The sequence below is a fragment of the Halomonas sp. 5021 genome, assembly GCF_036663435.1.
Taxonomy (GTDB): domain Bacteria; phylum Pseudomonadota; class Gammaproteobacteria; order Pseudomonadales; family Halomonadaceae; genus Vreelandella; species Vreelandella janggokensis.
On the sequence record NZ_JAXOVU010000001.1, the window covers coordinates 82,029 to 103,901 of the forward strand.

At 57.7% G+C, this 21,873-nt stretch carries 20 protein-coding genes; 13 read left to right on the plus strand and 7 right to left on the minus strand.

Features of this window, described 5'->3' with window-relative positions; all coding sequences use genetic code 11:
• The first annotated feature begins 11 nt into the window (after positions 1–11).
• Positions 12–1,133, plus strand: a complete 1,122-nt coding sequence (locus R3F64_RS00375; protein WP_332609110.1) for a hypothetical protein — start codon at positions 12–14, stop codon at positions 1,131–1,133.
• A 73-nt stretch (positions 1,134–1,206) separates the two neighbouring features.
• Here R3F64_RS00375 and R3F64_RS00380 read toward each other — a convergent pair whose 3' ends face one another.
• From R3F64_RS00380 to epmB, 3 genes are all read right to left on the minus strand, one after another.
• On the minus strand, positions 1,207–3,285 hold the full coding sequence (locus tag R3F64_RS00380; protein ID WP_332609112.1) for a pyrroloquinoline quinone-dependent dehydrogenase: 2,079 nt from the start codon (positions 3,283–3,285) through the stop codon (positions 1,207–1,209).
• A gap of 10 nt (positions 3,286–3,295) precedes the next feature.
• On the minus strand, positions 3,296–3,661 hold the full coding sequence (locus tag R3F64_RS00385) for a hypothetical protein (protein ID WP_332609114.1): 366 nt from the start codon (positions 3,659–3,661) through the stop codon (positions 3,296–3,298).
• 156 nt (positions 3,662–3,817) lie between these two features.
• Complete coding sequence (gene epmB, locus R3F64_RS00390; RefSeq protein WP_332609118.1) at positions 3,818–4,837, minus strand: EF-P beta-lysylation protein EpmB; 1,020 nt, start codon at positions 4,835–4,837, stop codon at positions 3,818–3,820.
• A gap of 108 nt (positions 4,838–4,945) precedes the next feature.
• Here epmB and efp point away from each other — a divergent pair, with 108 nt between their 5' ends.
• Together efp and epmA are read left to right on the plus strand one after the other, a co-directional pair.
• The gene (efp, locus tag R3F64_RS00395) at positions 4,946–5,512 is read left to right on the plus strand and encodes an elongation factor P (RefSeq protein ID WP_066321208.1); all 567 of its coding nucleotides are present in this window, start codon (positions 4,946–4,948) and stop codon (positions 5,510–5,512) included.
• 236 nt (positions 5,513–5,748) lie between these two features.
• Positions 5,749–6,729 carry an EF-P lysine aminoacylase EpmA gene (gene epmA / locus R3F64_RS00400; protein WP_332609123.1) on the plus strand — a complete coding sequence of 327 codons (981 nt, stop codon included), beginning with the start codon at positions 5,749–5,751 and terminating at the stop codon, positions 6,727–6,729.
• Positions 6,730–6,748: 19 nt separating this feature from the next.
• Here epmA and asd read toward each other — a convergent pair whose 3' ends face one another.
• The 3 genes from asd to rsgA are packed head-to-tail and all read right to left on the minus strand — an operon-like array spanning position 6,749 to position 9,472.
• Entirely contained in the window at positions 6,749–7,582 is an 834-nt protein-coding gene (gene asd, locus R3F64_RS00405; RefSeq protein ID WP_085917943.1) for an archaetidylserine decarboxylase, read from the minus strand.
• Positions 7,583–7,592: 10 nt separating this feature from the next.
• The gene (locus tag R3F64_RS00410) at positions 7,593–8,435 is read right to left on the minus strand and encodes a sulfurtransferase (protein WP_085917944.1); all 843 of its coding nucleotides are present in this window, start codon (positions 8,433–8,435) and stop codon (positions 7,593–7,595) included.
• Complete coding sequence (gene rsgA, locus R3F64_RS00415; RefSeq protein WP_332609127.1) at positions 8,432–9,472, minus strand: small ribosomal subunit biogenesis GTPase RsgA; 1,041 nt, start codon at positions 9,470–9,472, stop codon at positions 8,432–8,434. Before rsgA ends, R3F64_RS00410 begins: the two co-directional genes overlap by 4 nt.
• 87 nt (positions 9,473–9,559) lie before the next feature.
• Here rsgA and orn point away from each other — a divergent pair, with 87 nt between their 5' ends.
• Complete coding sequence (gene orn, locus R3F64_RS00420) at positions 9,560–10,141, plus strand: oligoribonuclease (protein WP_199283490.1); 582 nt, start codon at positions 9,560–9,562, stop codon at positions 10,139–10,141.
• A gap of 13 nt (positions 10,142–10,154) precedes the next feature.
• Here the strand turns inward: orn and queG are convergent, their stop codons facing one another.
• Positions 10,155–11,246, minus strand: a complete 1,092-nt coding sequence (gene queG, locus R3F64_RS00425; protein ID WP_085917947.1) for a tRNA epoxyqueuosine(34) reductase QueG — start codon at positions 11,244–11,246, stop codon at positions 10,155–10,157.
• Positions 11,247–11,374: 128 nt separating this feature from the next.
• Here queG and R3F64_RS00430 point away from each other — a divergent pair, with 128 nt between their 5' ends.
• The 9 genes from R3F64_RS00430 (at position 11,375) to hflC (ending at position 21,788) form a co-directional block, all read left to right on the plus strand.
• Complete coding sequence (locus R3F64_RS00430; protein ID WP_085917948.1) at positions 11,375–12,868, plus strand: NAD(P)H-hydrate dehydratase; 1,494 nt, start codon at positions 11,375–11,377, stop codon at positions 12,866–12,868.
• Between the two features lie 11 nt (positions 12,869–12,879).
• Entirely contained in the window at positions 12,880–13,377 is a 498-nt protein-coding gene (gene tsaE, locus R3F64_RS00435; RefSeq protein ID WP_085917949.1) for a tRNA (adenosine(37)-N6)-threonylcarbamoyltransferase complex ATPase subunit type 1 TsaE, read from the plus strand.
• On the plus strand, positions 13,368–14,861 hold the full coding sequence (locus R3F64_RS00440) for an N-acetylmuramoyl-L-alanine amidase (protein ID WP_442908801.1): 1,494 nt from the start codon (positions 13,368–13,370) through the stop codon (positions 14,859–14,861). The genes tsaE and R3F64_RS00440 overlap by 10 nt, the downstream gene beginning before the upstream one ends.
• Positions 14,862–14,891: 30 nt before the next feature.
• A complete protein-coding gene (gene mutL / locus R3F64_RS00445; RefSeq protein ID WP_085917950.1) occupies positions 14,892–16,790 on the plus strand; it encodes a DNA mismatch repair endonuclease MutL in 1,899 nt (632 codons plus the stop codon).
• A gap of 45 nt (positions 16,791–16,835) precedes the next feature.
• Positions 16,836–17,774 carry a tRNA (adenosine(37)-N6)-dimethylallyltransferase MiaA gene (miaA, locus tag R3F64_RS00450; RefSeq protein ID WP_085917951.1) on the plus strand — a complete coding sequence of 313 codons (939 nt, stop codon included), beginning with the start codon at positions 16,836–16,838 and terminating at the stop codon, positions 17,772–17,774.
• 136 nt (positions 17,775–17,910) lie between these two features.
• Positions 17,911–18,159, plus strand: coding sequence for an RNA chaperone Hfq (gene hfq, locus R3F64_RS00455; RefSeq protein ID WP_066321194.1), 249 nt, complete (start codon positions 17,911–17,913; stop codon positions 18,157–18,159).
• A 37-nt stretch (positions 18,160–18,196) separates the two neighbouring features.
• Positions 18,197–19,507 (plus strand): ribosome rescue GTPase HflX, encoded by a 1,311-nt coding sequence (gene hflX / locus R3F64_RS00460; protein ID WP_085917952.1) that lies wholly within the window; start codon positions 18,197–18,199, stop codon positions 19,505–19,507.
• A gap of 136 nt (positions 19,508–19,643) precedes the next feature.
• Complete coding sequence (gene hflK, locus R3F64_RS00465) at positions 19,644–20,903, plus strand: FtsH protease activity modulator HflK (RefSeq protein ID WP_199283486.1); 1,260 nt, start codon at positions 19,644–19,646, stop codon at positions 20,901–20,903.
• Positions 20,904–21,788: a protease modulator HflC gene (gene hflC / locus R3F64_RS00470; protein WP_085917954.1), complete on the plus strand. Its 885-nt coding sequence runs from the start codon at positions 20,904–20,906 to the stop codon at positions 21,786–21,788.
• Positions 21,789–21,873 lie beyond the last annotated feature (85 nt).

A 21,873-nucleotide genomic window follows, 5' to 3' on the forward strand; every position in this document is an offset into this window, starting at 1 on the left:
TGAGACAGGCAATGTTGCGGCCCTGGCAGCTTATCGTGTTCGCCGCCATTGTGGTGGCCGGGGTCGCATCAGCCGTGGCTTCCCATGAGCCGTTTGAGTCCAAATTGGTCCGCCTGGAAGCTCAGCGGGCGCTGCCTGCAATTGGGTCAATACTTCGGCAGGAAACGCCGGCGCTCAACGCGACTTTCTTAAGCTACTCACATGATCAGGCGCTCTGGATGAGCGCCTATCTTGCGCTGATGCGCCATGGTGATGTGGCCCGAGGGGTGCTCATCGACTATGGTCATTTGCCGAAATTCCAGAGCGTATTGGTCCGTTACGGGGCAGACGTGGTTCTCCCTATCAACTACTTTCATGATAACGATATTGCTACGTTAAGTGCCCAACACTGGTTTGACGAGCGCTACCAACAAGTTAGCCGCTTGTGGAACGACGAAACCGAGGCAGTGTCCAGCGAGCTTACCCCCTACCGCCGCGGGCAAATGGGTATTGCGCTACTCGACACCAATGGTCACGGGCTACTCAATCAATTCGTGGTGGGTGACGAGGGAGACGTTGAGTGGCTGCAAGGCGAGCGGCTGGTCTCGGGGGTTGGCGATTTCTTTACCAGCGGTCTGCGTGATCTTGAAAGCCAGTGGCGGCGGGGCGACGCCATTGGCGCCGCCGATCTAGGCTGGGCGGGTATCGATCTACTGGTCATGGCCAGCACCGTTAAGGTGCTGCGGGCAGGCAAGGCCGCTCGTGCTGCCCAGGTGGGCAGCGTGGAAGCCCAGGGCGCTCGGGCTGGCTTGCGCCAGGGGATGGTTGCTTCAGGCGGGCGTTTTGCGAGCCTACCGCGTATGGCCAAGGTTGTCGTGGTCGCAGGTACCGCCTATGTGGTGGTTCGCCACCCAAGCCTCGTCAGCGCACTCGGTGCCAACCTGTCTACCTGGCTTGGCTGGCCGGTATGGTTGGGGCAGTTTCTTGTCTGGCTAATCGTGCTGCTACCGGTACTGATAGTGGTGCGATTTGCTTATCGCTGGCTGCTTACACCTATGCTGTGGCTGTTAGTGCCGTTGATGCGGTTATGTTTTAGAACAGCTAACCATGCGTTAGCCAAGCGGACTCAACGGCAAGCCGAGGAGACTGACTAAGGAGATGGGGTTTAACATAAGCGGGGCGGCCTTAAGGCCGCCCCGTTGGTTTTTTATGGGTCAATCGCAAGCGTTATTCCGGCAGGGCGTAGACCGTAATTTGGTCGCCCACCTGATCTTTCAGGATGGTGTTACCGCCTGAAACAAAGGCGACATATTCGCGCCCCTTGTATTCATACACCGCCGGGTTTGAGACTGAAGGCGCTTCGGTCTGAGACGACCACAGCTCTTCGCCGGTTTCCAGGGAGTAGGCACGCACCTTGGCATCCATGGAGGCACCGATAAAGATAACGTCGCCCGCCGTAACGGCTGGTCCACCAATGGTGGGCGAGCCCCAGCTTTCGGGCATAAAGAAGCCATATTGCTGTGAAGCACCTACCGGGGTCCGCCACTTCACGTCGCCGGTCGTCATATCGAGAGCGACCAGTTCACCGAAAGGCGGCTCCCAGCAGGGCATGCCGAACCGGTTGAGCGCCACCTCAAGCCGCATGCCGTAGGGCGCACCTTCCTGCGGGGCAAAGCCGCTCTCGTTGCCCGATGTCCTATTGGCTGCCTCATAATCCTCGCGATTATAAAGCTTGATGTACTGCACAATATGCGAGGTATTGACGATCGCGGTCTGGCTTTCCGGGTCAAAAGCGACGCCGCCCCACTGAACACCACCCGCACTGATGGGGTAGCCAAGCGTGCCTTCGCCCTGGGTAGTGGGCGGGGTGTACATGCCTTCATAACTAAGATCGTCCCACAACGCCGAGCACTCCCCGAAGCTGACCGCATCGGCCAGCGCCCAGACGTCGGGTTTCTCGGACTGATCTAACAGTGGAGCGGGTTTGGTCGGGAAAGGTTGAGTCGGTGCGTAGACTTCACCCTCGACGTTGCCGTCGCCGCTGGGCACTGGGCGCTCCTCAATCGGCCATACGTCTTCACCGGTTTCTCGGTTGACCACAAACAGAAAGCCCATTTTGGTCGCCTGAATCAGCGCCGGGCTCTCCTCGCCATCAACGGTAATGTCCATCAGCGTGGGGGCGGCGTTAATATCGTAATCCCAGATGTCATGGTGAACCCACTGCCGCGACCAGACCACCTCGCCAGTCTCAACATCCAACGCGGTGGTCGATGTGCCCAGAGGTACTTCTTCGGTGCGGTTACCGCCCCAGTAGTTAGGCGATGGTGAAGAGACGGGTAAATAAACCAAACCAAGCTCTTCATCGGCGGACATATGCGTCCAGACGTTGGCGGTACCGCTCTGTTCGCGCGTCTCATCGCTGAGCGCCTGAAAGGTCCATTCGCGCTCGCCGGTGCGGGCATTGATTGAGTAGACGGTGCCGGGAGGGGCTTGTTCGTAGGCCCAGTCCTTTCCTGCCCAGCCGAGAATCAGATGGTCGCCCACCACGGTCGGCGGCTGAAGAAGTGATAACGGCCAGCGGTCATTGGTATCGTTCCACTGATTGACGTCGAGCACGCCGTTATCGGCAAAGTTGGTGCACTGTTCGCCGCTATCGGCGTCGACCGCGAAGAGCTGCGCATCCATGGTGCCCATGTAAATGATTTTCTGGCAGGGCTCGCCCGCTTCGGGGTCATCTGCTTCCCAATAAGCCACACCGCGGTTCTTAAGGGCGGGCTGGGTCAGTGCTTCAAGGGAGGATTGAGTATCGAAGCTCCATTTCTCTTCGCCGCTTGCGGGGTCAAGTGCCAGGATCCGGTAGAACGGAGTGCCGATATACAGCGTATCGTTGGCAAACACCGGGGTGGCAGACCAGACCGTCGCGGGTAAATCGCCTGTACCATCTGCTACATCGCCGGTATGCACTTCCCATGCTTTCTCCAACTCGCCGACGTTATCAGCGTTGATTTGATCAAGCGGGCTATATTTCTGGGCATTAAGCTGGCCGTGGAAACTATCCCAGATCGGCTCTCCGGGTACCAAGGGGATAGGGGCGGCGTTAGTCGTTTCTTCCGGTGAGGCGTTCTCTTGCTCTGCTGATGCTTGCTCCCCTGGCGCCTCTTGAGCCGTTGGCTGCTCCGTCTCTACTGACGGTTCCTGAGCCATTAGCGGCATTGGCGTTAGGCAAATTGTCAGAGCGGTAACCGCGCCTAAACCAGATGTAATGGGTTTAAATGGAGTGCTTGTGGCGGATAAAAAAGTCGTCATGAGCAGCTCCTTAAGAATGGGTGAGGCGTGCAGGGCGCGCCGGGCGGAAAAGATCAAGAACCAGGCCTATCAGGCCCACGACCATCGCAACGCCGATCCACCACTGATGGAGCAGCATTGCGGCGAAAAATGTCCCGCCGAGGCCTATCAGAATAAGTACCCGCAGGATAACGGACGCACCACGCCATCTTGCAGCAGCAAGAAGTAGGGCCAATATTGCCAGCGCGATACAGGCCACGATGGCAACCAGTGCCCCGAGTGTTCCCGTGACCCCGGTCAGTGGGGTGAAGTAGGCATACAGAGCGACGGCAAGACCGGCGAGTGAGGCTATCAGAAGGACGATAGCGCCCGATTTTGATGAGAGGGATGACGACATAATGTGCTGGCCTCCTAATGAGTGAGGTAGCCAACATTGAGGCTAAGTCAATGTCGGAAGTCGTTAGCCCTATAACTTTAGCAGAAAATTGTTTTTTAGACCTTTGTATACTGTTTTAGAAATGAGGTGCATGAGTATCTAGCCGGGATGAACTTTTTAAAGTGGCGTTTTGCTCCCTTTGCCGGGAATTTCCCGCACCAGGCGTGGCATCAAGAACCCCGGCAACAGGTCGCGAAGTGAAGCTACAAGCTTGCGGGCTTCTTCATCCGGGACATCAAAATGTGCAGCGCCCTGCACGGGATCCAGTACGTGCAAGTAGTAGGGCAGAATGCCTGCTTCAAATAGCCGTTCCGACAGTGTGGCTAGGGTTGTTACGCCGTCGTTAATACCCCGTAGCAGGACACTCTGGTTGAGTAGCGTTACTCCGGCTTGTTTAAGCCGCGCGCAGGCGTCGACCACTGCCTGGTCGATCTCGTTGGCGTGGTTGATATGCAGCACCACGACTTTTTGCAGGCGAGTTGAGGCTAGCCAGCCAATCAGAGCATCATCAACACGGTCGGGAATTACCACGGGCAGACGTGTGTGAATACGTAGCCGCTTCAGGTGTGAAATGCCTTCAAGCTGCTTGACCAGCCAGGCCAGTTGGCGGTCATTGGCCGCAAGCGGATCACCGCCTGAGAGAATCGCCTCGTGAATGGAGGTGTCGGCGCGCAGGTAGTCGAGGGCTTCCTGCCACTGAGCCCTGGAGGGCGAATTCTCGCTGTAGGGGAAATGGCGGCGAAAGCAGTAGCGGCAGTTGATGGCACAGTTAGGGCTGGCGATCAGCAACACGCGGCCCGCATACTTGTGAATCAGCCCTTTGACGGGCTGATGATCCGCCTCTTCGAGGGGATCCGTGACGTAGTTTGGCGGTGTCAGGGCCTCGTCGTCCAGCGGTAGCACCTGACGCAGCAGTGGATCATGAGGGTCGCCGGGGGTAATGCGCGACAAATAGGCGGCGGGCACACAGATATCAAAGAGTTGATGCCCCGTTCGAGCACCTGGCAACCATTCATCGCTCAACGCAAGCTGTTGACAAAGAACGGCGGGGTCGCGAATCGCCTGCGAGAGCTGCTGCTGCCAAGACGCTATTTGGGTCGTGGGGCACTTGTCGGCGATAATGATGTTCTCCTGCAAAAAAGCCCTCCTTCGGGTTATCATGCGCGCACTTATTGAACCAATATCATTAGAGTCGAAGCGGTCCTTCGCTCATCACGTTACTGACATGCATCATTGAGAGGCAATATGGCGAACTATTCTACCAACGAATTCAAGGGCGGTTTGAAAGTAATGCTCGACGGTGATCCTTGCTCGATCATAGAGAACGAGCTGGTCAAGCCGGGCAAGGGCCAAGCCTTTAATCGCGTCAAGCTACGTAACCTGATGACCGGTCGCGTGGGGGAGCGGACCTTTAAGTCGGGTGATTCGTTAGAGGGTGCCGACGTCATGGAACTGGAGATGGAGTATCTCTATAACGATAGCGAAATGTGGTACTTCATGAAAACCGACGGCTCCTTTGAACAGTATGCGGTGGAAAAGAAAGCGCTCGGCGAGACCGAAAAGTGGTTGAAGGAGCAGGTGCCTTATACCGTTACCTTGTGGAACGATAACGCCATTCACGTAGCACCGCCGAATTTCATCGAGCTTGAGGTGGTCGAAACCGACCCGGGGTTGAAAGGCGATACTGCCCAGGGCGGTTCCAAGCCTGCCACCTTGTCTTCCGGTGCCGTAGTGCGTGTGCCGCTGTTTATCAATGAAGGGGAAGTCCTCAAGATTGATACGCGCAGTGGAGAATACGTCTCGCGGGCCTAGCAGCCTGTCGGACTTAACACTGATCTACTGCGAATCCCGGTATTTTGGCCAACTTTATTCGATCGATTTCGTTAAATAGCTCGCTATTCGCCTCAATCGATCGATAAATTTGGCTCAAAATCCGTGATTCTCGCGACGATCGGTCAAGCCCGACAGGCTGCTAAAAAGGCGCCAGGAACGCGATATATTGACAGCCACGCCACAGGGCGTGGCTTTGTCTTTTGGGAGTAAGGCCAATGACAGAAAGTTGGCGACCGACGGCCACCATCGAGACGCTGCGTGAGCGAGCCCGTTTAATGGCGAGCGTGCGACGTTTTTTTGCTGCGCGCGATGTGCTGGAGGTGGAAACGCCAGTGTTGGGTCAGGGGGGGAGTACCGATGTCCACCTGGTTTCGCTTTCAACGATGGCGCGTACGGATAAAGGCCAGCGTAAGCTGTGGCTGCAAACCTCGCCGGAATTTCATATGAAGCGACTGCTTGCAGCGGGTAGCGGACCCATTTTTCAGCTGGCAAGAAGCTTCCGCGATGGTGAAGTGGGCGCTCGTCACAACCTCGAATTCACCATGCTGGAATGGTACCGCCCAGGATTCACCTTGGCAGATCTGATCGACGAAACGACCACCCTGGTCGCCAATATTCTGCCCAGTTTTCATGGGCCGGTGGTGCATTACCGCTATCGTCAGCTGTTTCATACCTATCTAGCGGTCGACCCGTTCACGACGTCGCTTGAGGCATTGCGCAGGCTTGCGGCTGAGCGCGGTCAGATGCCAGCCGGGGCGATGGCAAACGAGGGGCGCGATACGTGCCTCGATTTGTTGATGGGGCTGGTGATCGAACCGCAATTAGGGCGCAACGAACTAAGTGTGGTGGTGGATTACCCGGCAAGCCAGGCGGCGCTGGCACGCCGCCATCAAGACACGGACGGTGAGTGGGTTGCCTCACGCTTTGAGCTTTATCTAAACGGCACGGAATTGGCCAACGGTTACGATGAACTGACCGATGCGGCTGAGCAGCGTGCCCGCTTTATTGAAGATAACGCCGAGCGCCGCCGCTTGGGGTTGCCCGAAGTGGACGTGGATGAACGGCTGCTGGACGCCCTTGAGCATGGCATGCCGGATGGGGCAGGGGTGGCGCTGGGCATTGACCGTCTGGTTCAACTGGCGCTTGGAAAAGCACGCCTGGAAGACGTGCTGACGTTTTCGACGCCCAATTGCTAACTATCACCGGGATGAACCATCAATAACATCCAAGCGACTCTCCCATGCTGACCATCGAGGCGAGGGGCCGCTCTGTGAAACTAACCGGTTTGGCAAAGCACATCACCACCGTGGAGCCGAGCTTGAAGCGCCCCATTTCAGCGCCTTTTTCCAGGGTGATCGGTTGGCCAAACTGCATGCGCTGAGGATAGCCGGAAAGTGGCGTAACCTGTCCCGACCAGACGGTTTCGATCGCCGCGACGATCATGGCGCCCACCAGCACCATGGCCATCGGCCCCTGCTCGGTATCAAAGATGCACACCAGGCGCTCGTTACGGGCGAATAGCCCCGGCACATAGTTGGCCGTGGCCTGGTTGACAGAGAACAGCCTCCCGGGGACGTAGATCATTTCCCGCAGTGTGCCGGTGACCGGCATATGCACCCGGTGGTAGTCCTTTGGCGAAAGATACACCGTCGCAAAGCTGCCGCCGAGAAATTCTTCTGCCAGTTCCGTATCGCCGCCGAGCAGGGTTTGCGCAGAGTAGGTATGCCCCTTGGCCTGCACCAGTTGGCCGGCCTGGAGGCGGCCATACTGGGATACGGTGCCGTCGGCAGGGCTGATGATACCCTCGTGAATCGGACGGGCATCGGCCTTGAGCGCCCGAGTAAAAAAGTCGTTGAAAGTGGCGTAGGCCGTTGGTTCAGGTTCCAGTGCCTGGCTCATATCCACGTTAAAGCGCTTGATAAAGGCGTTGATCAGAGTGTTTTTCACCCAGGGGTTATCACACTGTGCAAACAGGCCGGTCAGGCGCGAAAGTGCGTGGTGGGGCAATGGGTACTGAATCAGCGAAAAGGCTTTTTGGTAAAGGGTCACGATAATATCTTCACTTCTCGATCGGCGTGTCGTCGCGGTTGCCCCATTCGCCCCAGGAGCCCGCATAGCCGCGCATATTGAAGCCCAGCGCCTTGCCGACCAGCCAGGTAAAGCTGCTGCGGTGGTGGCTCTGGCAGTGGGTGGCGATTTCCATTTCAGGGGTCAGGCCGAGGGCATCCAGCTCGGTAACCAGTTCGGCGTAATCGCGAATGCGCAGTGCCCGGTGGCGATCCATGACGTTCAGCCAATCCATGTTGACTGCCCCCGGAATATGTCCCAGGTGCTTATTGTTACCCTTCTCGCCGTCGTATTCGGCGGTCGACCGTGCATCCCAGATGGCAAACTGTTTATCGTCGAGCTTCTGTTTGATCTCGTCGCAGGTAATCAGTGCCTGGGGGTTAAGGATTTCGGCCCGATAATCGCTGGGTGTCGGTGCCGAGGGCTCGGTGCTTTCTTCAAGCCCTTCATCGCGCCAGGCGTGTATGCCGCCGTTTAGATAGGAATATCGGGTATGCCCGATCAGCTCCAGCGTCCAAAGTAGTCGGGCCGCCCAGCCGCCGCCCTCGTCGTCGTAGGCAACGACATGGGTATCGCGGGTAAGGCCGAGCGCGCTGAACAGCCGCGAAAGCGCCTCAACGCTGGGAACGTCACTGGGAACAGGCCCTTCACCGCGCATCAAATAGCGAAAATCGAGGAAAATAGCGCCGGGCACATGGCCCTGACGATAACTGTCGGGGTTTACCGGCACATCGATGATGAGCAGCTGAGGGTCGTCCAGGTTCGCCTGAAGCTGCTCGGGCTCAACAATCAGCGGTAGCACATTGGTTTCAGACGAATGACTCTCGGTGCTCATGGGCGACTCCTTATGGGTTCAGCGTTCAGGCTATCAACAATCCGCCTGTAGCTGGCAAATCGTTCTGGATGGATGTTGCCTGCCTCGACCGCTTCAAGTAAAGCACAACCGGGCTCAGCACGATGGCGGCAGTCGCGAAACCGACAGTGGCCGATAAACGGCCGGAACTCAATGAAACCGTCGGTAACCGCCTGTTCATCAAGATGAATCAGGCCAAATTCACGAATCCCGGGCGAGTCGATCAATTCACCGTCAATGACTTCATCCGTGCGCATGGCATAAAGCCGTGCCGTTGTCGTCGTATGGGTGCCTTTACGTGAATCCTCGGACAGCGCCCCGATGCGCAGGGTTTCATCGGGTAGCAGCAGATCAATCAGCGATGACTTGCCTACGCCGCTCTGGCCGACGAATACGGATGTGCGTCCTTCAAGCTGGCGGCGCAACGCATCCCATCCTGAATCTGTCGCGGTGGTCGTGCGCACCACGGTGTAACCCAAATCGCGGTAGCGTTCCAATAACTGACCCAACTCGCCACCATCGTTCGGCAGTAGATCGGTTTTATTGAGCACCAGTACCGGTGCGATACCAGTGGCTTCGGCAGCGACCAGGTAACGGTCGATCAAATTGGGGTGAGGGGCGGGTTCGGCGGCAAACACGATGAGTATCTGGTCAATATTAGCGGCCACTGGTTTGAGCTGGCCGCGCGCATCAGGGCGCTTGAGGACGCTTGCACGTTCGTCGCGGGCCACCACCACCCCGGAGCCTTCCTGGCCTGCCCGCCAGATGACCCGGTCACCGGTTACCAATCCTTCCAGGTTGGCACGCAAGTGGCAACGCACAGGCACACCATCGGCATTACGCACTTCTAGCGTGCGCCCAAAATGCGCCATCACGCGACCCGGCTGTTCGGCACCGTATTCGCCAGCGGCAAGCTTCTCGGCATCCTGTGTATCGCGTTTTTCAGCGCGCTGGGCACGCTCTGCCTGAACCTTCTCGACCCGCCAACGCTGTTGACGGCTTAATTTACGTTTGCTCATGACCACCCGATGCTCGGTACAATGGGTTTATTGTACCTGTTAACTGGCGCAGGGTAACTTGAATGACCCACCATTTTGGAGAGCACAATGAGCGAACATAATGCACCGCGTGATGACCGGCTGGTCTGGATTGATCTGGAGATGACCGGTCTGGACCCTGACAAGGAGCGCATTATCGAAGTGGCCACCCTGGTGACCGATGCCTACTTGAACGTCGTGGCGGAAGGGCCGGTGATCGCCGTCAAGCAGCCCGATAGCCTGCTGGCGCAGATGGATGACTGGAATCAAAAGACCCACGGTGATTCGGGGTTGGTCGCTCGCGTGAAAGCCAGCACGGTGGAAACGGCTGACGCCGAGCAGCAGACTCTGGACTTCCTGCGCCAGTACGTTACCCCGGGTTCCTCGCCCATGTGCGGCAACAGCATCCACCAGGACCGGCGTTTTCTGGAGCGTGAAATGCCCGCGCTATGGGCGTTTTTCCACTACCGCAACCTGGATGTATCCACCGTGAAGGAGCTCGCCAAACGCTGGAACCCTGGCGCACTTGTCGGGTTCAAGAAGCAAAATGTCCACCTGGCAATGGACGATATTAAAGAGTCGATTGCCGAACTTTCCCATTATCGCAACACGTTTTTGCGTCTTGAGACCCAGAGCGACGAAGAGGAATAGATATACGTAACAACTAAGAAGCGGCGGTGGCAATGCGCGTTTCGCGCTTGAAACGCTGCTCCTCGAGTGCCCAGGCAACGTGTTCACGTACCAGTTCGCTTGGAAAGGCTCTGCGTGCCCAAAGTGCGGCCTCGACGGCTTCGCTCCAGGGCGCGTTGCCCAGGCCCACGGCGATATTGCGTAGCCAGCGCTCGTAGCCAATGCGCCGAATGGGACTGCCGGCTGTCTTGGCGAGAAATTCTTCTTCCCCCCAGGTGAAAAGGCGAACAAGCGACGCGCGGTCAAGATCATGGCGCGGTGCGAAATCGTCTTCCTGGGTCGCGCGGGTAAAGCGTGTGAAGGGGCATACCAGTTGGCAGTCGTCGCAGCCATAAATGCGGTTGCCCATGGCGCGGCGATATTCCACCGGAATGGCGCCGTGGAGTTCAATGGTCAGATACGAAATGCACTTGCGTGAATCGACGACTTTATCATCGACGATGGCCCCTGTTGGGCAGGCGGTGCGACAGGCGTTGCAACTGCCGCAGTGTTCTTCTTCAAAGGGGGCGTCGACAGGTAGTGGCAGGTCAGTGTACAGCTCGCCCAGGAAAAACAGCGAGCCGGCCTTGGGGTTGAGCAGCATGGCGTTCTTGCCGAACCAGCCCAGGCCGGCTTTCTGAGCCAGCGCCCGTTCCATGACCGGTGCAGAATCGACAAAGGCCCGGTAGCCAAACGCACCGACCTTGTGCTCAATCTGCTTCGCTAACTGTGCCAGGCGCTTACGCATCAGTTTGTGATAGTCCCGGCCTAGGGCATAGCGCGACACATAGGCACGACGGGGTTGGCCGAGGACCTTGGTGCTTTCTACCTCGGCAGGCAGGTAATCCATGCGCACGCTGATGACCCGCTGCGTGCCGGGCTCTAGCTCCGCCGGGCGGGTGCGTTTAGTGCCGTGCTTGGCCATGAAGCCCATTTCACCGTGGTACCCTTTGTCCAGCCAGGTGTTGAGGTGCGCTTCATGGGCCTCCAGGTGGGTGTCGGTAATGCCTACCTGCTGGAAGCCGAGCTCACGCCCCCAGGTTTTGATGAGTTCTGCAAGATCGGCAAGGGTATCGTCTGAAAGCATGGGGAACGCCGCTTCGTCGCAAAAAAAAGAAAAGCCAGAGAAAATTGGGCGTTGATACTCAACGGTCAGGCGTCAGCCGCGCTATGCTAACGCATTGCTGGCCGTCACAACATGTGAAAGGAGAGATCGTGTCTCGCTTAACAACGTCTACGTTACGCCCTCTTTATAAAGCCGCTCAAGTACGCGAGCTGGATCGGCGTACCATTGCCGGAGGAATCGATGGGTTTGCCTTGATGCAGCGCGCGGCATCGAGTGCTTGGCACAGTTTCCGCTCCCGTTGGCCCCAGGCACGTAGCGTCACGGTGCTATGTGGCAGCGGTAATAATGGCGGTGATGGCCACGTGCTGGCGGCCCTGGCGATGCAGTCGGGGCTTAAGGTCCAACGCATTTCGCTGAAGCCGTTGAATGAGCTGAAGGACGATGCCTTTCGTGCCGCGCAACTCGCCAGTCAAGCCGGAGTGAGTTGCGAGGAGTGGCACCCCGCGACGGTGTTGTCGGGTGAAGTGATTGTCGATGCGCTGCTGGGGACTGGTTTGAACGGCGAGGTGTCGGGTCGCTATCAGCGAGCTATCGAGCTGATCAACGCAGCCTCCCAGCCGGTGTTATCGATTGATATTCCGTCAGGGCTGGCAGCCGATACGGGTGCGGTACTTGGTGTGGCGGTGGAAGCCGCTTGCACCGTAACATTTATCGGCGACAAGATCGGCCTGCACACCGGTGAAGCCCCTGCTTACACGGGCGAAATCGACTTCCGTCCGCTGAGTGTCAAGGCCCAGGCATTTTTTGATATTCCCCCCACCGCCTGGCGCCTTGACGACGACATGCTCAGCGAAGCGTTCAGACCGCGCTCGCGGACCAGTCACAAAGGTCGTATGGGTCATGTATTGGTCATGGGGGGCGCGCCTGGCTTTGGCGGTGCCGCGTTGCTGGCGTCCCAGGCCGCGGCGCGTCTGGGGGCAGGCAAAGTCAGTCTGGCAACGGCTGCTGAGCATATTACCGCCAGTTTGGTGCGCTGCCCGGAAGTCATGGCACATGCGGTACGGGGTGGTGCCGAGGCCATTGAGCTGCCTCAGCAGGCGGATGCCGTGGTGGTTGGGCCCGGGCTTGGCCAGGCCGCATGGGGGCAGGCCATCCTGCAAAGTGCCTTGCAGGCAACTGTGCCGCTGGTCGTGGATGCCGATGGGTTAACCTTGCTGGCCAGTCACTGGCCTGATTTACGCCGTGATGATTGGGTGCTCACCCCCCATCCGGGTGAGGCAGCCCGTTTACTGGGCTGCTCGGTGGAGGACGTTCAGGCTGACCGGCCCGCCGCCGCTCAGGCGCTTCAGCGTGCGCGGGGGGGCGTGGTGATACTCAAAGGCGCGGGCAGTCTGGTGGCAGGCCCTGGTGGCTTGATGGTATGTCCCTACGGCAATCCTGGCATGGCCAGTGGCGGCATGGGCGATGCGCTCAGTGGGATGCTCGGCGCGCTAATTGCCCAGCGGGGCGATGTCGAAACCAGTGCCTGGCTAGGTACCCTGGTGCATGCCTTGGCGGCAGATCGAGCGGCGGCAGCGTTCGGCGAGCGTGGCTTGCTGGCGAGCGATCTGGCATCCTATGCGCGAGAATTAATTAACCCGTGAAGGCAGCCCAAATGCAGGTGCAACTGGATAATGAACAAGCTCAGGTAGCCTTCGGTGAAGCCCTGGGTAGCGTATTGCAAGGACGCGGGCGTATTTATCTGGAAGGCGACTTGGGAGCGGGGAAAACGACACTGACCCGCGGTGTATTGCGGGCTTACGGCTATCAGGGGGCGGTTAAAAGCCCTACATACACGCTAATCGAACCTTATGAATTGGCCAGCATGCGGCTTTATCATCTGGATCTATATCGCTTGTCCGACCCTGAGGAACTCGAATTTATCGGCGGACGTGACGTATTGGCAGATGACGCGCTGTGCTTGATTGAATGGCCGAGCCGTGGCGAGGGCTGGCTGCCAGCGGCGGATATTTGCCTGCAGTTGGCAGTTGACGAGCCTGGGCGTAGAGCCCGGCTAAGTGCCGGTAGCGACTTCGGCGAAAAGGTGTTGGCCAAGTTAGGTGATCGTTTGTCTGTCTGTCCCCAGCAGGGCGGTGTATTTCAATGGTCATAAGCGCGATGGGTATCCATGCAAAGGTGATGAAAGTATTGGCATTGCGCCAGTTGGCGCTGAGTATTGTAGCGGTCATATCGGCGGGTCTATGGACGTCGCTTCAGGCGGCCACCGTCGAGGGCATGAGGCTCTGGGCGGCGCCCGATCATGCGCGCCTGGTTTTTGACCTTTCGGGCGCAACATCGGCTGACGTATTTTCTCTGGATGACCCTGCACGTCTGGTGATTGATCTGGAAAACAGCCAGCTAGAAGCCGACCCTGATAGCCTGTCGCTTGAAGACAGCGCCATCAGCGCGTTGCGCACCGGTACGCGAGAAGGTAATGGATTACGCGTCGTCCTTGAGCTCAATCGTGAAGTCGAGCCGCGCCACTTTACCCTGACACCCAACGACCAGTACGGGCACCGGCTTGTGGTCGATCTGGAATATCCTGGCGAAAGTGCCGTGGAAAACCCTATCGACCCTATCGAGGCAATGATTCGCGAGCAGGAGATTCAAGCGCAACGAGCGGGTGTCCAGGTGCGAGCAGGCAGTGATCAGCAGGCAACTGAGCCGACATCGCGTTCGTCCGAGCAGGCCAAGCCTCACCCGAGGCGCGATATTATTATCGCCGTGGATGCAGGCCATGGCGGTGAAGACCCAGGGGCAATCGGTCCATCAGGTACCCGTGAAAAAGACGTCGTACTCGATATTAGTCAACGCTTGGCCAATATCATCAATGCGACTGAAGGTTTTAAAGCGGTGTTGATTCGCGACGGCGACTATTACCTTGGGCTGCGCCAGCGAACCCAGCTTGCCCGTGAACAGAAAGCCGACTTTTTTGTCTCGATTCACGCCGATGCCTTCACCAGCCCACGCCCACAGGGAAGCTCGGTATATGCGCTTTCCCAGCGCGGGGCAACATCAGAAACGGCGCAGTGGCTGGCCGACAGCGAAAACCGCTCCGACCTGATTGGTGGGGTGGATGGCAACCTGTCTCTACGCGATAAAGATCAGGTGTTGCGGGGCGTATTGCTGGATTTAACCATGACAGCGACGCTCAACGATTCCCTGTCAATCGGCGGTCAGGTGCTTGACCAACTGGGCCGGGTGAACCGGTTGCATAAGTCCCGGGTTGAGCAGGCTGGCTTCATGGTGCTCAAGTCGCCCGATATACCGTCATTGCTGATTGAAACGGGCTTTATATCCAACCCGGAAGAAGAGCGACGCTTACGCGATCCTGTACACCAGCAGGGGGTTGCCGAGGCTATTTTTGGCGGCCTGAAGAGCCATTTTGAGCGTTATCCACCGCCCGCCAGCCTGCTGGCTTGGCAGCGGGATAATCAACGCCGCCCTGGTGGCGATGAATACCGTATTCAGTCCGGCGATACGCTGTCGGCGATTGCAGTGCGCCACGGTGTGCCCGTGAACCAGTTAAAGCAGGCGAACGACCTCAACGGAGATGTTATCCGGGTGGGCCAAGTATTGCGTATTCCCAGTTCATGAGGTGTTGTATTGACTGAAACGACGTCCGCTATGCCACGTATACACGTACTGGACCCGCGGTTGGCGAACCAGATTGCCGCGGGGGAAGTGGTCGAGCGACCGGCTTCGGTGACCAAGGAACTGATCGAAAATGCCATCGACGCAGGCAGCCAGCGTATCGAAGTCGATATTGAAGCGGGCGGTGCGCGGCTTATCAAGATCCGCGACGACGGTATTGGCATTGGTGAGCAGGATTTGCCGCTGGCGCTCGCCCGCCATGCCACCAGCAAGATCGATAGTCTGGAAGATCTGGAAGGCGTCAGCTCACTGGGTTTTCGCGGTGAAGCACTGGCGTCAATCAGTTCGGTATCGCGCCTGGAACTGGTGTCCAATGCGCTGGACGACCCGCGACAGGGGTGGCGCGTGGTGGCTGAGGGGCGCGGCATGGAAACACGCGTGACGCCAGCGCCTCATCCTCGAGGCACTAGCGTGTCGGTGCGCGACCTGTTTTTTAATACCCCCGCGCGGCGTAAATTTCTGCGTACCGAAAAAACCGAATTTGCTCACGTTGAGGAAGCCTTCCGCCGCCAGGCTTTATCGCGCTACGACATTGCCTGGACCCTGCGGCATAATCAAAAAGTGGTCCATCAACTACCACCAGGCGATACGGAAGCGGCCCGTGAGCGGCGTATTGCCTCGCTGCTCGGCAATAATTTTATTGAGCATGCGCGTTACATTGAGCGCGAAGCCGGTGCGCTTCGTCTGAGTGGTTGGGTGGGCTTGCCCACCCATTCACGCGCCCAGGCAGATCAACAATATTTTTTTGTTAACGGCCGTGTGGTGCGCGACCGGTTGGTCGCCCATGCCGTTCGCCAAGCCTACCGCGATGTTCTTTACAATGGGCGCCATCCGGTCTTCGTCCTTTACTTGACGCTTGATCCAGATGTGGTGGATGTCAATGTGCATCCTACCAAGCACGAGGTACGTTTTCGCGATGGTCGCATGGTGCACGACTTTCTTTATTCAAGCCTGCATCACAGCCTGGCAGATGCCCGGCCCAACGCCGAGGATGTCAATGCTGTGTCGCCGTCACAGCCCACGGCCCCTGTGGAGACCCCGGGCGAGCCTGCCCGCTGGCAACAGCAGGGTATGGCGCTTTCACCTTCAGCCGCACCGTCAGCTGATCGTCACCCGGGTGGCGAACGAGTGCGCCGTTTCATGCAGGGTTATCAGGCATTGCACCCCGACCATGAAGAGACACTGCTGACGCCCCAGTCGACTGCCCATGAAGGCCCATTTGGCGAGACGCAGGGCGACGTGCGCGAAGCGCCGCTGGTGATGCCGCAGAGTGACCCCACCAGCGCACCGCCGCTGGGGTTTGCTCTGGGTCAGCTTCATGGGGTTTATATTCTGGCCCAGAATGTCCATGGCCTGGTGTTGGTGGACATGCATGCCGCTCACGAGCGCATCGTCTACGAGCGAATGAAAAATCAGTTGGCGGCGTCACAGGGGGTCGACACGCAGCCATTACTCGTGCCCGTGTCACTGGCCGCCAGCCGCAGCGAAGTGGCTACCGTGGAAAGTGAACGTGATGCGATCGTTAAACTGGGCGTAGAGCTGGATGTGGCGGGTCCTGAAACCCTGCTGGTACGCCAGCTTCCGGCCATGCTTGCGCAGGCAGATCCCGAGACACTGGTTCGTGAAATGCTGGAAGAACTGGCTCGCTTCGGGCGCACGCACCAGGTCGAAGCGCGCATACACGAACTGTTATCGACCATGGCATGCCATGGGAGCGTACGCGCCAATCGGCGTCTGACGCTGGATGAAATGAATGCACTGTTGCGCGATATGGAACGCACCGAGCGCAGCGACCAGTGCAATCATGGTCGCCCGACCTGGACGCAAATGGATATGAAAGCCCTCGATAGGCTATTCATGCGCGGTCAGTAACGGTTATGTTGGAATCAGGTAGGGTCAGCGGAGTTTTACCAGCGAATGGCTGATACACGCCCTTGGGCAATTTTTTTAATGGGTCCGACCGCCGCCGGAAAAACGGATACGGCAATCGCGTTGCATGAGCGGCTGGGTCATCAGTTGATCAGTGTTGATTCGGCGATGGTGTATCGTGGCCTCGATATCGGCAGTGCCAAGCCCAGTGCGGATGAGCTTGCTCGCGCGCCTCACCGATTAATCGATATTCGTGACCCGGCCGAGCCTTATTCAGCCGCCGATTTTCGCTGCGATGCGCTTGATGAGATGCGACAAATCAGCGCGGCGGGCCAGGTGCCGTTGCTGGTAGGCGGTACCATGCTTTACTACAAGCACTTGCTCGAAGGTGTCGCCAATCTGCCCCCGGCAGATGCTTCCATTCGAAAAGAACTAGGGGCGAGGTGGCAGGCAGAAGGGCTTTCAGCCCTGCATCAAACATTGGCGCAGGTTGACCCGCCTTCGGCGCAGCGTATCCATCCCAACGATCCGCAGCGCCTGATGCGCGCTCTGGAAGTGTATTACGCAAGTGGGCGTCCGATGAGCGCATTGTGGGCTGAACAGCAACCGGAAACCTTTCCATGGCGGGTGTTGTCGATAGGGCTATTGCCAGCAGATCGGGCGATATTGCACCAGCGCATCGCGCAACGGTTTGAAATGATGTTGGCAGAGGGCTTGATAGATGAGGTCGCCGCCCTCAAACAACGTTATGACCTGCATGGTGATTTGCCCGCGATTAAAAGCGTTGGATACCGGCAGGTTTGGGAATATCTGGAAGGCCGTTATGATGATGCAATGCTGCGCGAGCGCGGTATTATCGCCACTCGACAGCTCGCCAAGCGGCAGATTACTTGGCTGAGGCGTTGGCCGTCACTGCATTGGATCGATACTTTGCAGCCTAACTCATTGGACAAGGTGCTGAAAATCGTGCGCGGAAGCGGTGCTTAGCGTAAGATATGAGGTTCGTAAGTCATGATTTCGAGTGGCCGAGCGAGCAGGCCTTTGGCCAACAAGATATCGGCGTAGCACCAGTTGGGCACGCCATCCATAATTAACCCCCAACGACAGTTTTAGGGAGAGCAACATGTCCAAAGGGCAGTCCCTTCAAGACCCGTACCTGAATATTTTGCGCAAGGAGCGTATTCCGGTCTCTATCTTCCTGGTCAACGGCATTAAGCTGCAGGGCCAGATTGAATCGTTTGACCAGTTTGTCATCTTGTTGCGCAATACCGTCAGCCAGATGGTTTATAAACATGCGATCTCAACCGTCGTACCATCGCGAAATGTGCGGTTGCCTGCACAAGATCCGGCCGCTCCGGACGAAGATGAGTAACACGGTGAGATCAGCAAAACAGTCCATGAGGTATTGATTGTTTTTTGAACGCCCTGAAGCCGGCGAAACGGCAGTGCTTGTTCACGTTGATTTTCAGGATGAACAAGCACGCGAAGACCCGGGTGAGTTTTTAGAACTCGTACGTTCTGCCGGTGCAGAGCCTGCTACATTGCTCACGGCCAGCCGACACCGCCCCGATTCACGTACCTTTATCGGGTCAGGCAAGTTGGAAGAGCTGCGGGCAATGCTCGCAGCTCACCAGGCCGAGTTGGTCATCTTTAACCATGGTTTAAGCCCATCGCAGCAGCGTAATCTTGAGCGTGAACTCAAGTGCCGCGTGCTGGACCGGACGGGCTTGATTCTGGATATTTTTGCACAGCGTGCGCGCACCCACGAAGGTAAATTACAGGTTGAGCTTGCTCAGCTTGAATACGTATCCACACGCTTGATTCGCGGGTGGACTCACCTTGAACGTCAGAAGGGCGGTATCGGTCTGCGCGGTCCGGGTGAAACGCAGTTGGAGACCGACCGGCGGCTTCTCCGTGGCCGTATCAAATCGATCAATAAACGACTCGATAAAGTGCGCAGCCAGCGTGAGCAGAATCGCCGAGCTCGTTCACGGGCAGAAATTCACAGCGTCTCGCTGGTTGGTTATACCAACGCTGGAAAATCAACCCTCTTCAATGCGTTAACGCAGTCACACGTGTATGCTGCTGATCAGTTGTTCGCGACGCTTGACCCGACACTAAGACGTCTGGAAATTGAAGATGTAGGGCCTGTCGTGATGGCCGATACCGTCGGTTTTATCCGTCACCTGCCTCACAAACTTGTGGAGGCGTTTCAGGCCACGCTTCAGGAAGCGGCTGAAGCAACGCTACTCGTACATGTCATCGATGCCGCCGATCCTGATCGTGATCTAAACGTTGAGCAGGTCGAGCGTGTACTCGAAGAAATTGGTGCCGATGATGTCCCGGTGCTGAAAGTCATGAACAAAATTGACCGGCTGGACAGCGCGCCCCGCATTGAGCGAGACGGACAGGGGCGTCCCGATGTCGTTTGGCTTTCAGCCCAGGAAGGCAAGGGGCTCGCGTTACTCCACGAGGCACTAACGGAGCGCCTGGCGAGCGATGTCATCGGCTTTTCGCTAACGCTTTCCCCCGAGCAGGGCAAGTTGCGTGCAGGTCTTCACGAATTGAATGCCGTGCGGGAGGAAGCATTTGATGAACAGGGACGTTCGGTGCTGAATGTGCGTTTGCCTCGACGTGACTTTAACCAGTTGATGGCGCAACTTGGTGAACGCGCCAATACCTATTTGCCAGCCGAGCTGCGCGAAACGAGTGAATGGTGAGTTCTCGTGGAGCGGGTAGGCACGAGCCCCGGTCAGTGACCGAACAAGCTCCAGATTGCATAATACTAAATTGCGCTATGGCCCCGTGTTAACGTCGGGGCTTGAGCGTGAGTGAATACCTCAGTGGAGACGAAGTATGGCCTGGAATGAGCCCGGTGGCGGCAACCAGCATGATCCTTGGAGTGGTGGTGGCCGACGAGGCGGTAGCGACGGCGGTGGAAACCGTGGTGGCAATAACGATAGCAACAATGGCAATAAAGGGGGCAACAACCAAGGCCCTCCCGATCTCGATGAAGCGCTGAAAAAGTTTCAGGATAAGCTGAGCGGTATGCTCGGTGGCGGCAAGAAATCTGGCGGCGGCGGTAACAAAGGTAGCGGCGGCGGCAAGCCTCGTAATGTCTTTGCGCTACCGGGCTTGTTGATTATTGTCGCATTGGCGATCTGGGCCGCAATGGGCTTTTATGTCGTGGATCAATCCGAGCGTGGCGTTGTGCTTCGTTTTGGCGAATACCAGAACACCGTTACCCCTGGACTTCAGTGGAATCCCCCCTTGATCGACGAAGTGCGAATGGTCAATGTGACGCGTGTGCGCTCGCTGACCCAGACCCAGTCGATGCTGACCCGGGATGAGAACATCGTTGAAGTGGAAATATCCGCTCAGTATCAGGTGGCCGATCCGCGCAATTTCGTCCTCAATGTACGAGACCCGGAGCTGTCACTGGACAACGCCCTCGACTCATCGCTGCGTCATGTGGTCGGTGGAACCGACATGATCGATATCCTGACCTCGGGTCGTGAAATTCTGGGCAGTTCGGTATCGAGCCGTCTTCAGTCCTACCTGGACAACTACGGCGCTGGTATCCAGCTCCAGACCATCAACATCGAGTCCACCTCTGCTCCGCAGCCGGTCATTGATGCCTTTGATGACGTGATCCGCGCCCGTGAAGATCGTCAGCGCACGATCAACCAGGGCATCGCCTACGCCAACTCGATCATCCCTGAGGCTCAGGGTCAGGCGCAGCGGTTGGTCGAACAGGGCCAGGGTTATCGTGAATCGGTCGTGGCCGAAGCGCAGGGTCAAGCCAACCGCTTCAATTCGCTGCTCGCCGAGTACGAGAATTCGCCTGATATCATGCGTGAGCGGATGTACATTGAAGCCATCGAAGATGTCTTTGGCGAAACGCCCAAGGTGCTGCTTGACGTGAGTGAGAACGCACCGATGATGTACCTGCCGCTCGAGCAGTTGAATCGTCGCCAGGGTGCCGCCGCTTCGCAGCAGAGCAACAGCGACGGTGTCGATCCGCAGGTGCTTGAAAGCCTGCGCAGCGGTAACAGCAGCAGTCAGAGCAGCAACTCCTCATCCAATAGCAGCTCTATCCGCAGGGAGGGCCGGTAAATGATCAATAATCGATCCCTGCTAATCGTTGGCGGCATTGCCGCCGTTGCGTGGCTTGCCAGTAACAGCCTGTATGTTGTCGATGAAACCGAACGTGCGGTCAAACTGCGCTTCGGTGAGGTCATCGAAGAGAACATTCAGCCGGGCCTGCACGTCAAAATGCCGATTGCGCAGACAGTGCGTACTTTCGATACCCGCCTGCTGACGCTGGATACCGACACCAGCCGCTATCTGACCCAAGAGCAGAAAGCGGTCATTGTCGATTCCTACGTGAAGTGGCAGGTGGTCAATCCCACTCGCTACTACGAGGCCACCGCAGGGGATGAAATGATGGCGACGCGCCTGATTCAGCCCCGCGTTGACGAAAGCCTGCGCAACCAGTTTGGTCGCTTGAACCTTCAGCAGATCATCGCCGAGGAGCGCGACGACCTGATGGATGGCCCGACCGAGGAGCTCGACGCACTGATGCGCGAAGAGCTTGGCGTGGCGATTCGCGATATCCGTATCAAGCGGATCGACCTGCCGGACGACGTATCAGCCGCGGTCTATGAGCGGATGCGTTCAGAGCGCGAGCGTGAAGCCCGGGAATGGCGTGCCCAGGGTCAAGAAGAGGCCGAGCGCATCCGTGCGAACGCAGATCGCCGCCGCCAGGTGCTGCTCGCTCAGGCCAATGAGCGTGCCGAAACCTTGCGCGGTGAGGGCGATGCCCAGGCGGCGGCCATCTTCTCTGAAGCCTACGGTCAAGACCCTGAGTTCTTCACTTTCTGGCGTAGTCTGAATGCCTATCGTGAGAGCTTCTCGGGAGATGACAATCTGTTGGTGCTGGAGCCGGATAGTGACTTCTTCCGCTACCTGCGCAGCGCCATGCCTGACGAAGACAGTTAAGCCATTGACGTAGGCCCCGTCGGACACCGGCGGGGTTCAACACGTCATAAAACGTGATAGACTTTACCAACCGGGCGTCGCCCGG

What these genes read in the sequence shown, in the direction of transcription:
- mutL (WP_085917950.1), top strand. Translation starts at nt 14,892, where the DNA reads ATGCCACGTATACACGTACTGGACCCGCGGTTGGCGAACCAGATTGCC.
- rsgA (WP_332609127.1), bottom strand. Translation starts at nt 9,472, where the DNA reads ATGAGCAAACGTAAATTAAGCCGTCAACAGCGTTGGCGGGTCGAGAAG.
- queG (WP_085917947.1), bottom strand. Translation starts at nt 11,246, where the DNA reads ATGCTTTCAGACGATACCCTTGCCGATCTTGCAGAACTCATCAAAACC.
- epmA (WP_332609123.1), top strand. Translation starts at nt 5,749, where the DNA reads ATGACAGAAAGTTGGCGACCGACGGCCACCATCGAGACGCTGCGTGAG.
- hfq (WP_066321194.1), top strand. Translation starts at nt 17,911, where the DNA reads ATGTCCAAAGGGCAGTCCCTTCAAGACCCGTACCTGAATATTTTGCGC.
- efp (WP_066321208.1), top strand. Translation starts at nt 4,946, where the DNA reads ATGGCGAACTATTCTACCAACGAATTCAAGGGCGGTTTGAAAGTAATG.
- orn (WP_199283490.1), top strand. Translation starts at nt 9,560, where the DNA reads ATGAGCGAACATAATGCACCGCGTGATGACCGGCTGGTCTGGATTGAT.
- R3F64_RS00440 (WP_442908801.1), top strand. Translation starts at nt 13,368, where the DNA reads ATGGTCATAAGCGCGATGGGTATCCATGCAAAGGTGATGAAAGTATTG.
- miaA (WP_085917951.1), top strand. Translation starts at nt 16,836, where the DNA reads ATGGCTGATACACGCCCTTGGGCAATTTTTTTAATGGGTCCGACCGCC.
- hflK (WP_199283486.1), top strand. Translation starts at nt 19,644, where the DNA reads ATGGCCTGGAATGAGCCCGGTGGCGGCAACCAGCATGATCCTTGGAGT.
- tsaE (WP_085917949.1), top strand. Translation starts at nt 12,880, where the DNA reads ATGCAGGTGCAACTGGATAATGAACAAGCTCAGGTAGCCTTCGGTGAA.
- R3F64_RS00410 (WP_085917944.1), bottom strand. Translation starts at nt 8,435, where the DNA reads ATGAGCACCGAGAGTCATTCGTCTGAAACCAATGTGCTACCGCTGATT.
- R3F64_RS00385 (WP_332609114.1), bottom strand. Translation starts at nt 3,661, where the DNA reads ATGTCGTCATCCCTCTCATCAAAATCGGGCGCTATCGTCCTTCTGATA.
- R3F64_RS00380 (WP_332609112.1), bottom strand. Translation starts at nt 3,285, where the DNA reads ATGACGACTTTTTTATCCGCCACAAGCACTCCATTTAAACCCATTACA.
- hflC (WP_085917954.1), top strand. Translation starts at nt 20,904, where the DNA reads ATGATCAATAATCGATCCCTGCTAATCGTTGGCGGCATTGCCGCCGTT.
- R3F64_RS00375 (WP_332609110.1), top strand. Translation starts at nt 12, where the DNA reads ATGTTGCGGCCCTGGCAGCTTATCGTGTTCGCCGCCATTGTGGTGGCC.